The sequence below is a fragment of the Paenibacillus sp. J2L1-98 genome, from assembly GCF_056269405.1.
On sequence record NZ_JBWDNW010000017.1, the window covers coordinates 86,124 to 100,352 of the forward strand.

The 14,229-nt window shown below is 40.9% G+C and carries 13 protein-coding genes and 2 pseudogenes; 2 read left to right on the forward strand and 13 right to left on the reverse strand.

Translation table 11 applies throughout. The annotated features are described in order from the left end of the window. Window positions 1-14: 14 nt before the first annotated feature. From AC0YNZ_RS23495 to AC0YNZ_RS23530, 8 genes are all read right to left on the reverse strand, one after another. Window positions 15-1,103, reverse strand: coding sequence for a GerAB/ArcD/ProY family transporter (locus AC0YNZ_RS23495; protein ID WP_475828922.1), 1,089 nt, complete (start codon window positions 1,101-1,103; stop codon window positions 15-17). A 1,136-nt stretch (window positions 1,104-2,239) separates the two neighbouring features. Beyond that, window positions 2,240-2,554: a hypothetical protein gene (locus tag AC0YNZ_RS23500; protein WP_475828923.1), complete on the reverse strand. Its 315-nt coding sequence runs from the start codon at window positions 2,552-2,554 to the stop codon at window positions 2,240-2,242. A 24-nt stretch (window positions 2,555-2,578) separates the two neighbouring features. Further along, window positions 2,579-3,439, reverse strand: coding sequence for a tyrosine-type recombinase/integrase (locus AC0YNZ_RS23505; protein WP_475828953.1), 861 nt, complete (start codon window positions 3,437-3,439; stop codon window positions 2,579-2,581). Window positions 3,440-3,818: 379 nt separating this feature from the next. Continuing rightward, window positions 3,819-4,121: a YHYH domain-containing protein gene (locus tag AC0YNZ_RS23510; protein ID WP_475828924.1), complete on the reverse strand. Its 303-nt coding sequence runs from the start codon at window positions 4,119-4,121 to the stop codon at window positions 3,819-3,821. A gap of 231 nt (window positions 4,122-4,352) precedes the next feature. After that, a complete protein-coding gene (locus AC0YNZ_RS23515) occupies window positions 4,353-4,493 on the reverse strand; it encodes a hypothetical protein (protein WP_475828954.1) in 141 nt (46 codons plus the stop codon). 647 nt (window positions 4,494-5,140) lie between these two features. Continuing rightward, window positions 5,141-6,487 (reverse strand): MFS transporter, encoded by a 1,347-nt coding sequence (locus tag AC0YNZ_RS23520; RefSeq protein ID WP_475828925.1) that lies wholly within the window; start codon window positions 6,485-6,487, stop codon window positions 5,141-5,143. Window positions 6,488-6,557: 70 nt separating this feature from the next. Beyond that, on the reverse strand, window positions 6,558-8,087 hold the full coding sequence (locus AC0YNZ_RS23525) for an FGGY-family carbohydrate kinase (RefSeq protein WP_475828926.1): 1,530 nt from the start codon (window positions 8,085-8,087) through the stop codon (window positions 6,558-6,560). A 44-nt stretch (window positions 8,088-8,131) separates the two neighbouring features. After that, the gene (locus tag AC0YNZ_RS23530; RefSeq protein WP_475828927.1) at window positions 8,132-8,908 is read right to left on the reverse strand and encodes an SDR family oxidoreductase; all 777 of its coding nucleotides are present in this window, start codon (window positions 8,906-8,908) and stop codon (window positions 8,132-8,134) included. A 209-nt stretch (window positions 8,909-9,117) separates the two neighbouring features. Here AC0YNZ_RS23530 and AC0YNZ_RS23535 point away from each other — a divergent pair, with 209 nt between their 5' ends. Further along, window positions 9,118-10,242, forward strand: coding sequence for an ROK family protein (locus tag AC0YNZ_RS23535; RefSeq protein WP_475828928.1), 1,125 nt, complete (start codon window positions 9,118-9,120; stop codon window positions 10,240-10,242). Window positions 10,243-10,543: 301 nt separating this feature from the next. On the opposite strand, the gene AC0YNZ_RS23540 is transcribed toward AC0YNZ_RS23535, so the two are convergent. Beyond that, the gene (locus AC0YNZ_RS23540) at window positions 10,544-10,975 is read right to left on the reverse strand and encodes a Ger(x)C family spore germination C-terminal domain-containing protein (RefSeq protein ID WP_475828955.1); all 432 of its coding nucleotides are present in this window, start codon (window positions 10,973-10,975) and stop codon (window positions 10,544-10,546) included. A 108-nt stretch (window positions 10,976-11,083) separates the two neighbouring features. On the opposite strand from AC0YNZ_RS23540, the gene AC0YNZ_RS23545 reads away from it, so the two are divergent. Next, window positions 11,084-11,506 carry an MFS transporter gene (locus AC0YNZ_RS23545; RefSeq protein ID WP_475828929.1) on the forward strand — a complete coding sequence of 141 codons (423 nt, stop codon included), beginning with the start codon at window positions 11,084-11,086 and terminating at the stop codon, window positions 11,504-11,506. Between the two features lie 50 nt (window positions 11,507-11,556). Here AC0YNZ_RS23545 and AC0YNZ_RS23550 read toward each other — a convergent pair. The 4 genes and pseudogenes from AC0YNZ_RS23550 to AC0YNZ_RS23565 form a co-directional block, all read right to left on the reverse strand. Next, window positions 11,557-12,214, reverse strand: a pseudogene (locus tag AC0YNZ_RS23550) (substrate-binding domain-containing protein); the annotation flags it as partial. Between the two features lie 403 nt (window positions 12,215-12,617). Continuing rightward, a pseudogene (locus AC0YNZ_RS23555) lies at window positions 12,618-13,079 on the reverse strand (aminomethyl-transferring glycine dehydrogenase subunit GcvPB); the annotation flags it as partial. A 99-nt stretch (window positions 13,080-13,178) separates the two neighbouring features. Continuing rightward, entirely contained in the window at window positions 13,179-13,931 is a 753-nt protein-coding gene (locus AC0YNZ_RS23560; RefSeq protein WP_475828930.1) for a hydroxypyruvate isomerase family protein, read from the reverse strand. Then, complete coding sequence (locus AC0YNZ_RS23565) at window positions 13,928-14,200, reverse strand: hypothetical protein (protein WP_475828931.1); 273 nt, start codon at window positions 14,198-14,200, stop codon at window positions 13,928-13,930. The genes AC0YNZ_RS23560 and AC0YNZ_RS23565 overlap by 4 nt, the downstream gene beginning before the upstream one ends. Window positions 14,201-14,229 lie beyond the last annotated feature (29 nt).

The following is a 14,229-nucleotide window of genomic DNA, read 5'->3' on the forward strand; positions in this document are numbered from 1 at the left end:
CTGACACAAAGTGCTTATTCATACACCTTTTGTCGAATCCATGTAACGATGAGTAGTATGACGGGCAATACGAGAAACATTGGTGTCCACACATAAGGTATAACAATTTTATTGAAATGATAAAATATTTGCTCTGAAATGTTTTTAGACATTGTCATTCCCAAGAACAATGCCACTACAGATGCCGGAATGATAAAGACACGAAAACTCTTAGTACACGTCAATTGTTGGATCCCTTTTAGTGATGCGAGCATAATAATCACAACTTTTAAAAAATGGATCATAAAAATGTATAGTATGCCCAAAACTTGCAAGTTTTCAATGAAGTTCGCGATGCTGATCATACTGAATAATGTATACAGCGGATATAGAAAATTTGGAAACATGCCTCCGAAAACGGAAATAGCCATCATATCCAAACTTGTAATTAACATTCCAAACAGCATAGAAGCAAGAATAGTGATTTTCATCACTTTCTCAGGATGCCTTGTATCTGTCCAAAACATAGCAAGCGTAATTGTTAATCCATAAGGTTCGTTAATACCTAAGGGATATACAGCCTTCCATACTGGATCCCAACCATATTTTAAAATAGGAAGTAAATTATTTATTTGCATAACTCCGGTACTAAAAAGAAATACCACTTGGATACAAAAAATCAATAAAACTAAGGGGAAGAAAATCTCACCTAATCGAGCAATGACTTCAATTCCATCATAAACGCAGTATGCAATAAGGATGATAAATATCCCTTCAATAATTAATGATGGAGTATTGAATAAAAGTGTTGTTGAAATCAAATCTCTAATATCTGCAAGCATTCGCCCTACAAGATAAATAAACAAAAGAGGGTACATGAAGGCAATTGGTGTCCCTATCCAACGTCCAAATTGTGCCGGAAACCACTGAACGAGAGTTAACCCTGGGTTCATACGCATTAAGGCGGTGTATATAAGAATAATGATTAAACCTAAACCTAATGATACTAGCGCACCAATCCATGCATCCTTTCCTGCAGAACTTCCAAATCCAAATACTACATTAGAACCTAATTGAAAAATAACTGTCATTACAAACAATTGGTATATAGAAATTTTATACATACCATCACCTCTTGAACTCATGGATTTAGTGTTCGTGAAATGCATTACTGTCAGAGTTCTATGTCGTTCCTAGACTTACTGGTGTTGCATTTAAGATTAAGATCCCATTTTGTATTTTATCCATGAATATGGAATAGTAACCAAAAAAGATATCCGCTTGAGGCATACTTATGCTACTGTGTTTTACAACGAAGGTTAGGACGGGTAGCGTCAAATACCGTTGAAAAGTGCTCCTATAAAAGGAGATACAGTTCTCTTCTATTCATTCCTAAAAGGTAACCGCCGGCATTGTACTTTCTTTAGCCCCGACATTGGATTTTGTCTAGGTTACTTAACGTATAAGCTAGATGAAGAACCAGCGTGGGGATTTTTCATGCGACGTAGACGATTTACATCGAATTCAAACAACAAGTGATTTAAGAAACGAAAGAATTTGGGATTGTTGTACAAGTAGCTCGTCGCCATAAAAAAATCAAAATGCTGTACCGTTGGATAGAACAAGCTGAGCACTTGGAAGACAAGTGATTCTTCAGCTAAAGCAATCAGCGTCTATTTACCGTTACCACAGGAGTTTCGGACACTCGAAGGTGGAAATAAACAACTGAAGGAGCTTCTGGGCGAAAAGGATCTGGAGATTGCCGTCCTTCGTGACTTGTTAAAAAAGCAGAACCCAGCATATCGGACAAAATTGAAATAGCCGACAAATGGATTAAGTTGGGGCATGCAGTTAGCAGCATTCTGCGGATCATCGATGTGAGCGGACAAATTGATTACTGCGGTAAAAACAGTCCAACAACCAAGTAACTATAAAGCGCAAGGGCCGTCCTGTGCCTAGTTTCTTTATGACATAGACAGGTGTGCCGATTTGTGATGGCCATTAGTTCACAGGGATACTGCAAAATTATTAATGTAACTAATTACCAGAGCCGAGACCATAAAACCTCAAACTGATCGTGTAACTAATTTCGCTGCATGTTCCCCGTATTATCCGGCCATTTATTCCAAAAAAGTTTCAAGTTAGTGCCTCTCATATCATCATGATTTAACAGAAAAAGGAAGAACCCAACATGGCGACAATCGCCAATAGGGTGCTTCCCTCTGAACGGATTCGATTAATTTTAGTATATATACTGACATTATTGGTCAATACTACTCTCCTTCTTACTCCCCCGGGCCTGAGTTTTTGCGACATGATCTTTATTGATCAGATTATTGCTATCCGACTTTCCCTGTATTGAAGGAGCTTTGAGGGACTTCTTCTTTACCTGAGTAGTTCGGCGGTGATTCGTGTGCTTCCGCCTTTTCCTCTTCACTTCCTTCTCCAACATCCGTTCTGCTTTATGGATATTATGGTGTATCATTTTTGTGAGTTCCATGATGATGTATGCGAGAGCCTCGGCAACGCCTACGAGTAACCAGATGGGATATAAGTATATTATTCTCCAGTTCATACCCGCCCCCCACTTCAGATGACACTATACGAAAGCGTGAATCGGGATGCTTACCGTTGCCATCGCATTTTTCTTTTGTTCATCATTTACGTGAGTATAAATCATTGTCGTTTCGATCGAGGAGTGTCCAAGCAACTCTTTTACAACGCGAATATCCACTCCATTTTTCAATAGCATTGTTGCAAATGAATGCCGCAGCTTATGACAGGAAAGTTTCATGTCCGATAATTTTTGGTTTTGTTCCTTAAATGCAGAAAACGTACGGTTTGCGATCTTCTGAATCTGACGTATCGAGAGACGTCTTCCCTTTTGTGAAACAAAGAAAGCATCCTCCCTCTTACTGTAAGGGGTAATCCGCTCTTCCTCTACCCTACTAAGATAGTCAACAAGTACTTCGGGTACAGGTATTTCGTTCCACTTACGCCCCTTGCCGAAGACCTCGATTGTCCCCTTTGATTTCTTGAAATCCTTAAGGTTCAATCGGTGAACTTCCCCTACACGTAACCCGCAATATCCCATGAGCAGGAAAATGGCTATATTCCGGTTTCGATACCGCCCTTCGATAAACTGGAGACTTTCGACCAGTTCTTCCTCCTCAAGGTAAACAGGCTTCTTGTTCTCTTCCGTCTTTGATTTTTTCACATCGAGTGCAGGATTCCGTGTAGCCATTTCGAAATCCATCAAGGCTACATAAAACGATCTAATTGCTGAAAGTGACCTGTTTCTTGTCCGGTCCCCGGTGGATTTCTGTTTGGAAACCAGGAAGTTAATAACCGCCATTTTCCCTGACTTCTCTACCTCCGCTCCACCCAACGATACAAGATAAGTTTGGACTTCTCTCATGTAATCCCGCTGCGTAGAATCCGTATATCCAGCCTGCTTCATCCAGAGGGAGAAAGCACGGATCTGCTCCCCGTATACTTCTTTGATCTCATACTTCAACGCCAATAGTAACACCACCAGTCCGTGCCGAATTAATTACACACACAGCAGCCCCGAACAATAACCGTATCCTCTGTATATTATAGGATTCTTTCGAGGGCCCCCAGACCCGCTTGTTAAGCAGAGCATCAGGCTCCTTATCTGGCCAGAGTCGATCTTCTATTCTCGATCGCACGTAAGCTAATTTATGATACTTCGCTAACATATTCACTGTCCGGCCAGGAAAACACTTGTTCATTTCCAAGTTCATCAAGCAGAATGATACCCATGGATGAATCTGCGATCACCGGGTATGTTTTCCCCTCCATCAATGAAGGGGATATCATTGGATGAGGACTTTAAATTCTGCCCACTCAGCAATGAGGAGTTTACCCTTAGGCGGGGCTATTAACTTTTCGACGTTGGTCACATCTGGCTTCGCTGTCTCTGTATCGGGTGGATCATCTGTCGTTGAATCTTCTCCATCGTGTGTATGATATTCTCCATCTTCTAAGCCCCATTGACCACAATTTGTACGACAGTAGTGCCCTCCGTTTGAATCAGTGCCCCCAGGATGAGCGATTGCCGGTTGTGCTACAAGTAACAATAATGATATCGCACAAACAATTGTGAGTGGTTTTTTCAAAATACTCTCTCCTTTTCTACATATAGCTTTACTATACGATGAATAGGGAAGTTATGGAAGATCAAACAAGGAGCAGTCTGCCTCGACAGCTGCTGCTCCTCTTCACAAACCGCGTGGGATCAACAACTCGAGTCTAAACTTTATTTTCAACGAACATCAATACCTGTACATACAGGTTAGTATTATATTAAGGGGAAAACCGCCCCGGTTGGGGGCCGCGCTTCACCGCTGTTACTCCGTTGCGTCTTCAAACGTTACGCCCAATATATAATCTGCGACCTTTTGTGCTTGCCCTGCTGCTTGTACAATCAATTTTTTATCGTCCTTTAGTTTCCTAAGCCAGCTACCAATGTACGCCGCGCTATTGTCTATTGTGGTTGTCTTTCCCGTCCACTCCGCAAAACATTTCGTTTACTTCTTCTACGTCGTTTCCAATCGTAATAGCCGTGCCTTGTAACCCGGAGAATTCGACATAATTATTTTACGAAGTACCTTTGGGCGTTTTTTCGATGTAGGGAACTTTGCAGCTCTTCTTCCATCAAGAAGGGCTGAAACTTTTTTAAAATCTCATTTTCCAATTCTAGATCATTAAATCTGCTATTGCAGGCAATTATTTCAAGTGCTTAGTTTTGAATCGCCTTTCCATATCGCGAAGAAGCAGCTTCCCCATGAACCTCATACTCATACACTCAACGACTCAACATGATAGAGATTATACCTAATCCCTTTGCAATACGGGAGATTTTTTGACTTCCTCCACCACCTGTTTATCAGCAGCCAGCTTATAATCCTTGTCATAGGATCGTCTCATAAAAACACCTCTTTACACAAAGTTACGTTGGTCTTAACTTTGTGTAAAGAGGTTTGATGAATGTCCACGACGCCGAAAAGGGGTCGACAAGAAATTTGTGTAAACTCATTTATAAGGAATAGAACGGGTCGTACAGCGACACGTCCTTGTCCAAAAATTGCTGGTCAATAAGACGTCGTTCTTCGCTTTTAGTTAGAAAGTAGTTCTATTAAAAGTTTATAACCTTTTTGTTTACAAATGTACGTCGCCGTTCGAGTTCTACATCCATCGCCGCCCGTTTATCATCCAATTTGTAGAACCACATAGTAATTCCAATCAATAAACAAATGACCAATGGCACCCAGATAAAACTTATTTCAATATAAGATAGAGCTGTTACGGATTGAGTAGTATTTGGAACATAACCACCTATTTTTAGAATAACTCCGACAAAAGCACTCGCAAGTCCCAAGCTTACTTTTACAAAAAAACCTTGAAAAGCAGCAATCATCCCAGCAATACTTCTATTCTTTTTGTACTCTGAATAATCAATTATATCTGGTTGAATAGCAAATGTAATGCCAAAGATTCCGTAAATACCAAGCCCGGTTATCGCCAATCCTGCTACGAACAAAAAAGGAGAGGATTTTCCAAAATAAATCAATAAATCTCCCAAAATATAAATGGCAGTACTTAAAAGCAACACATTTTTCTTCGGCATCTTCTTTTGAAGCCAAGGTAAAATAATCAACATCGGTAGTCCAGATAGAATTCCGAATAGCCCGACAAAAGTTAGCCAGTCTTTATGTCCCAGATTATAAGTAACATAATAGATTACGGTTGTATTTCTTATGACAAAAAGAGCAAAATAGAGAAAATTCACGACAAAGAAAATAACTGCTTGGTCCGTCAATCCTTTAAAATCTTGTTTAAAAGAGGATTTACCAGGTTGCACGGTCGGCGGAATAACCTCTTTCGTATTCATAAAGGTAAACACAAACACTAGCATCGCTGCGATTCCATAAAGACTCATCGTAATTAAATAACCTTTTTGTGGAGATCCCTGACCGAAGAAATTTACTAACGGCGTTGTAATGGACATTACTAAAGCGGTTCCAATTAATGCACAAATCATTCTAGTCGATACTAACCAGTTTCGTTCATGGTTATCTGAGGTTAACCTTGGTACAATCGTATTTAATGGTATATTTACCACAGTATAAGCAATGTTCAACAAGCAAAAAGTGATATAAGCCCATATAATTTTTCCTGTCATACTGGAATCAGGAACAATAAATGTCATAACAGTAAATATGGCAAAAGGAATAGCTCCTATCAGAAAATATGGTCTTCCTTGCCCCCATCTAGTATGAGTTCTATCAACCAATAATCCCATACCAGTATCTGCAAAAGCATCAATTATTTTTGTTACTAACATTAAAGTACCCGCAACTGCTGCTGTTATTCCAAAGACATCCGTATAAAAAAACAGTAGGTAAGATGCCATTGTACTAAATACAAGGTTGCATCCTAGATCGCCAACTCCATATCCGATTCTTTTTTTCCATTTAGTCATTGCATTATATCCCCTTTTACTGCCTTTTCCAATACTATTTCCAATGACTTTTTGCACCATCTGTTCAACGTTATATTTTAGAAAGTGCCGACAACGTTTTCATATCTTGCTTTAAATTCTGATATACCGATTTGTAAACATTGTAATAGCCATTATATTTCTCATAATTCTGTTGAATTGGCATAATCTTTTGATCTAATACCTGCCATTTCTTCACATCTTCATATGTTAGAAGACCTGTTCCAATTCCAGCAAGCATTACATCCCCCATATTCGCTTCAACATCATGAATTGGACATACAACTGGGTAGCCAGTAACATCTGCAAAGATTTGTCTCCACAATTTTGACTTTGTCACGCCACCGGCAATCAAGATAGATTCGCCCAGATTTTCTCCGGTCGCTTCCATCGCATCTCGTAAAGAGAATGCAACCGCTTCTAAAAATGCACGGTAAATATGAGCCTTTGTATGCGCCAATGAAAGTCCAATAATCGTTCCTTTTGCATTTGAATCCCAAATAGGACTTCTTTCTCCCATAAAGTAAGGAAGTACAATCAGACCTTCACTTCCAACCGGAATGCTTGCTGCCTGTTCATTTAACACATCATAGGCATTTTTCCCGCCGGCTTTTTCCGTTTCAATTTCAAATTGACACATCGTTTGACGGAACCATTTCACTATTGCTCCTGCTGTAGCCCCACCAGCAAAATAATAGGACAGTCTTTTGGCATCATATAAATATGGCCAAACAATCAGACCTTTCCCCTTCACTGGTTTGTCTGAAATTAATGCTGCACACATAGAAGTTCCAATTGCCGCTGCAAAAATACCAGATTCAAATACACCGAGACCGATATTGGCAGCACCGCAGTCAATACCACTTGCGATCACTGGCATTCCTTCAGAAAGACCCAGTTCAGCCGCGGCTTCCTTTGTTAGTCCACCAACAATATCCGTTGATTCCACGATTTTTTCCGGCATCATCGACAGTGGAATGCCCATCGTATCCATCATTTCTTTAGACCAGGTTCTGTTATTCATATCAAAAATACCGCCGATATTTCCTGCAGATGAATAATCAATTGCAATGTTTCCGGTCAGTTTATAAATGACATAATCATTTGGTGGCAGAAAGAGCTTTGTTTTCTTCCAGTTTTCCGGTTCATTATTTTTCATCCATAACATTTTGGTAAAGCCGTAATAAGGATCAGCTCCATTTTGGGTAATTTCTAGAAGTTTTTCTTCTCCAATCGTATCTAAGACCCATTTTGTTTCTTCTTCTGCCCTGCGGTCCATCCAAATCATACACGGCCTAACAGGTTCCAGGTTTTCGTCCAATGGAATTCCAGATCCTCCATACAGACCGCTAATCGCAATTCCACGTATTTTTTCTGCTTGAATGCCTGCCTTCTGAACCGTATTTTTAATAGTAGATTTCGCAGCTTGCAGCCACACATCTGGCCACTGCTCAGCCCATAACGGTTTTGGGGTCAACACATCATATTCCTGTAAATCTTGAGCAATTAGATTGCCTTCTGTGTCCATTAAGATTGTTTTGGTACCAGATGTTCCAATATCTGTGCCGAGTAAATAAAACATTGATAGTGCCTCCTGTCGTTAAAAACTCAAATTCTACTAGTCTATTAAATACAAGTAAAAGCGCCGTCCACCACAAAGTCAGCTCCTGTAGTAAAGCTGCTAGTATCCCCTGCAAGATAGACACAAATGGACTGAAGTTCTTCTGGTTTCCCCATTCTGCGGAGCGGTGCCATTTGATTCCATTGTTCAATCAATGGTTGTAAGCTTGGAGAATTTAATGTAAGTTCTGTTCCCATATAGCCTGGACTGATACAATTTACGCGTACATTTCTTGTTGCCCACTCTACTGCCAGAGATTTTGTCAACTGGATCACTCCTGCTTTAGCGGCGTTGTAGGAACATTGTGGTTGTGGCACATTCACAATATGTCCTGACATAGAAGCTGTATTAATAATGGAACCGCCGCCTTGCTTTAACATCACTTTTCCAGCTGCTTGGGCCGTTAAAAACACACCAGTAAGATTAATATCAATCACTTTTTTCCATTGTTCAAAGGTCATCTCCTCTGCTGGTACATTCATGCAGATTCCGGCATTACAGAAGGCTACATCTAACCGTCCAAAAACATCCAATATTTTTTCAATCATGGCAACTACATCTTCTGGTTTTGTGACATCCGCTTTGATGGCAATCGCTTGAATTTCATGATTTTCTTCTAGTTCTGCCGCAGTCTTTTTCGCTTCTTCGAAATCTAAGTCTATAATAGCTACATCTGCTCCTGCTTCGGCGAAAGCGATTGCAACACTTTTACCAATGCCCCTTGCGCCGCCTGTTACAAAAATTTTCTTACCGTCCAATCTCATTTTTTCAATGATTCCCATAATTATTCCCCTTTTCGATTTTATGAAATGATTTTGTAAAATCATTTTGTTTAATTGTTTTTTATAATATAGCCTTTTTACGTTGTAGTCAATATGCAAAAACAATCGCCGGTCGAACCGTGTTGTTATTGCATCTGCTTCTGTGATATATTCTAATGAAATTAAACTAAATGATTTTATAAAACAAATTTGTAAAATGAGGTTTTTTCATGGATAATAGCATTACATTGAAAGATTTAAAGAAAAGTAATTACTCATCGATCTATCATCTCATTTATCGAAATGAAAAAATTTCGAAACAAGAAATTGCGAATCAACTTCATTTGAGTTTACCAACTGTAACCCAAAATTTAGTTCGTTTGGAAGAGGAAAAACTCATTGAAAAGAGTGGACAATTTGAATCCTCCGTTGGTAGGCGCGCAACTGCCTATGCAATATGCCCTCAGGCTCGTATTAGCATTGGTGTTGAAATTCTGAAAAAAACAGTTCGCATTTTAGCAATTGATTTGCTTGGTGTTGAATTTAAGAAAAAGGAACTGTCACTTAAATATTCGAATGTAGACAGTTATTATAATGAGGTAAGCAATGCTGTAGGATCTTTCATCTCATCTCTTAATGTGGAACCAGAGCAGGTTCTTGGAGTTGGTTTTGCAATACAAGCTTTAACATCAGCTGATGGACAAAATATTACGTACGGAAAAATATTAAACTGTACAGGATTGAATATTCATGTTTTTTCACAGCACCTCAATTATCCTTGTAAGTTTTTCCATGATGCAAAATGTGCTGCAACCACTGAGCTGTGGATAAGAAATGATATTGGAGATGCTGTCTATCTGTCGATTGGTACACATCTTGGGGGAGCAATTATTATAAATAATCATATTTATATGGGAAAAGAAGGGCATAGTGGAACCATAGAGCATATGACAATTGATCCACATGGTTCAGCTTGCTACTGTGGAAAGAAAGGATGTATGGAAACATCTTGTTCTCTTAGCGCACTTTTGGAAGAAGATGAATCATTAGAATGTTTCTTTCAACAAGTACGTTCTGGGATCCCTTCATATGCGAAGAGGTGGAATTACTTTTTAGATAATTTAGCATTTTCAATCAACAATATTCATCTCGTCATTAATAGAGAATTTATTCTAGGTGGGCATATATGTCCTTACTTAAAGGAAGATGATATTCAACTTCTTCATGAAAAAGTTTATGAAAGAACGGCATTTCCAAGTAATGAGCCATTTATTTATATTAGTCGTTCACCTAAAAATGGAGTTCCTAAAGGTGCTGCCATACCATTTATTCAATCATTTTTTAATGGAATTTAATCATCTCACAACTTCAGATGCAATAAGGATCTGCTGCATCCTGTCGCCATGCAAGCTCAGTCTGATTTGGTGAAGCCATCGCTTTACCAGTGCTGCGGGACAGAGGAGTTTCTATACAATGACAATTTCGCCTTCCGCGATGCCTGCAAGGAAGCGGATTATCCGCTAACTTACGTTGAATGGCAATAGAAATCACACGTGATTATTTATAATCGCGTGTGATTTTTTTGTTTTTTACGTGTTTCGGCCGGATTCGCGCATCAGACCTAGGCAATGTGGCGAGATGTAACTTTGTGTGTGATTACTTCACTATATCCTGTTCCTTAAGCTGTAAGGGGGCTTTGGACATACCAGTCCGAATGACTGTAACTTCTGTCACAACGGATACATTAGCTTCCGAAAACTTTTCTTCCCAATTATTTTTCAATTTACTCCATTCTTTGGATTGGCTGCGGTGAATAACCTCACCGAAACCGAAAATATCAGCCCGCAAATCTTTCTGAGCTTTTAGCACAACTTTTTCGGCAGCCTTTTGGAAGTGATTTTTTAAATCACTTTTAACTGATTTAAGATTTTGTGGTTGGCTTAAATCCAAAAGCGTATTGTTTTCAAAAATGGCTCCTTTTAACGATAAAAAGAACTGATTTATTTTTTTATAAAGGAAGCCTCCTGCATATCTGGTGAAGGTATTTGGAAAAGTAAATCCAACGATTTTTCTGGAGGATTCAAGTATGGGTTACAGTGGAAGTAAGTGGGGTAAGAAATATCGAGTGACAGATCCAAGCAGGACGAGGAAAGAAATCCTGCCTGATAAGCAGCAGGAAGTATTGGTCTGGTCGGCATGATATTATCTCCCTTTGCAGGCAAGCTCGCAAAACGGTTTGGATTATTGCAAATTCTGCGAAGCGGATTATTTATGGCTGTTGGCGCATTACTTATTATGTATTTCACTCATCATCTCACTGTTTACATTGGAATGAGCCTGCTGTTTGTTGCAGGGATAGCTATTCTCGTTCCTTCGCTGATTGCGCTGATTGGACAGCTTGCAGGAGAAGCAAGAATGCTTGCGACCTCTTTATATACTTTTATTTTATTTTTAGGAGCAAGTATCGGGCCTGTAATTACCGTTTATTTGCTTGCTGCAGGCTCTGCAAACATTCCATTCCTTGTTTTTGCCGTCATTCTTCTAATTGGAATAGCAATTTCCTATTTAATCAAAATGCAACCGATGCAAACAGCATTTGAAGTTAAGCAAAGTAAATAAATGGATTTGAAAAACAAATGAAGGCTCCGTTATTCTCACAAATCTTCTCTTTGTCCCGAATCGAAACCGGCAATCAAAATTTTTCCTTGTTTGTTCATTTCCACAACAGCATTGATTACACCTACTGCAGAACATTGTTTGCGAAGAATCCTTTCAGGTTAGGGCGGGCTTGCATGACCGCTTTTGCGAGGTCTGTAGATTTCAATTGATCTCCATCACCGTACTGAGTGTCGACAATTTTACGTTCGGATATTTCTCCTTAATCCGTTCCACAAATCCGTCACGACGGTTGATACTACTGCCTGTCGTCTGGCTTGCCGCGATGATGGCGATCTCCCCTTGTCCACCGATCGCTTCAGCCAATTTGTCGGCCGCCAGCGCTGCAGCCTGCTTGTTGTTCGTCGCTACCGTCGTAATCGGAATGTCACTATTAACACCGGAGTCAAATGCAATAATCGGGATCTTCGATCCTTGCGCTTTCTCCAGAAGAGGAAGTGCTGCCTGCGTGTCCAAAGCTGAGAATCCTATAGCTTGAGGTTTTTTATCGAATGCCGCTTGTAACATTTCGATTTGCTTATCAATCTGGGATTCGCTCTCTGGTCCTTCAAACGTTACCTTCACGCCAAATTCCTTAGCCGCCTTTTCTGAGCCCAACTTCACGGCTTGCCAGAATTGGTGTTGGTATGCCTTGGATATGATAGGGATATAGATGCTTTGCGATGTTTCTCCAACATTAGGTGCCAAATTCTTGCACAAGCAGCTAAAAGAATCGGAAGGTCTACAACCTATATTCACCAGCTTTTTAAAAAGGGATGCCTCATTATGAAATGGAGTTTCGTGGGAAGCGAACGTATTTTGTTAAAGAGGTCGATCTAGAAAGATTTGTGACTAACAATCCGGATTCAGGTAAATATGATACCATTTACGATCGAAAATCGAAGGTTTTCTTATTCCAACCATACCGCTTGGGGAATAGATTGGCTCGCGTCTGCAGCATGAAGCGTGTAAATCGAAACCGGATTGAAGTTATGCTGCAGGTTAGTATGGACGAAGAGTGCAGAAGGGCAGTACTGGATGGGAGCTGCCCTTCTAACTATGCTATCGGATACGGTTAGCCGCAGGAACAGTTTAGCACCGGCTTGCGGGCCGCCGTCGTTTCGTCAAGTCTTTGTACAACAGTGTCGTACGGAGCGTTGGTCACGAGTTAAGGATTTGTTCTAGCTTCCTCGGCAATTTGGATCATGGTGTCGATGAAGCTGTCAAGCGTCTCCTTGCTTTCCGTCTCGGTCGGCTCGATCATGATACTCTCCTCTACATTGAGAGGGAAGTAGATGGTCGGAGGATGGTATCCGAAATCGAGCAGCCGCTTTGCCACGTCGAGTGTCCGGACGCCATATTGCTTCAGGCCGCGGCCTGACATGACAAACTCGTGCTTGCAGACGCCAGGATACGGAATTTCATAGTATGGAGCAAGGCGATGCATCATATAGTTGGCGTTCAGCGCCGCGCATTCTGATACGTGGCGCAATCCTTCCGGACCATAGGTACGTATATACGTGTATGCCCGCACGAGAAAGAGTTGTTAAATATAACATTGTTTTTTCGCCAAAATCGGTAAAAGCGGAGCCCAAGACTCGCTCCGCAACCATTAACTTTCTAGCCCTCTTTTCCATCACATAAGGTTCTTCGCGAACGCTAATCCTTCTGCATGATCGATAGACGGTACGTACTCCAAACCGATAAATTCTGAATACCCTGCACGGCGCAAGGCTTGAAAAACATTGGCATATTGGATTTCGCCGGATTGCAGTTCATGGCGTCCTGGACAGCCCGCAGCGTGAATATGACCGATGCTTGAGAGACGACTCATCATCGTATCGATCAAATTTCCTTCCGTGATTTGTTGGTGATATGCATCGAATAACACCTTCAAACGATTGCTCCCAACTTGATCGATAATGTCAAAGGCCTCGCTAGAACGGGAAAGAAAATGTCCCGGATGGTCTACAACACTGTTTAGTGGCTCCAAGACAAGCGTAATACCTGTATTTTCAACGATTGGAATTGCCGCTCGAAGGCCGATCGTTACATTCTCAAGTTGACGTTCGCGGGGAATGCCAATCAGTTCGGTTCCTGATGTCGTGATTAACGTGCTACAACCAAGACGTTCCGCGACGCTTACTGCTTCCTTAAGACCGTTTAGATAATCCTTATGTGCCTCTTGGTCGACCAAGGTGCCGCCCACCGTGCAGAATGCTGCGAGTGTAAGATCAAGTCTTTGCATTTCGTTCGCCATTAGATCAAGGTCTTTTGTTCTCCAATTCCAGAATTCGAATGCGTCAAAGCCGCACCTTCTAACGAATGACAACGCCTCTGACAGGCCCCATCCCTTGCAAACGGAGTCAATGCATACGGATAACTTCATACCTCTACCCCTTTCGACTGAACATAATATGCTACCCGTACGTATCCGCGTTCGGATTCCCGGTTACCTCCGTCAGCTCCTTCTTCGTGAAAAATTGTTCCTCGCTCCTCAATCACGAATTGGAGCGACCACTTCTCCGCTTGGCTGACGCCATAATAAGCGACGCCTCCCGGCCATTCCCAAGTCAAATCCATCTCGAACGTGTAGTCCCGACTTGTCCGATAATTCGCTTTACATCGGACAGATTCGTTTGCAGCTTCAATGTACATACCTTCTCATCCAAGGCTCTGCGAGCGGC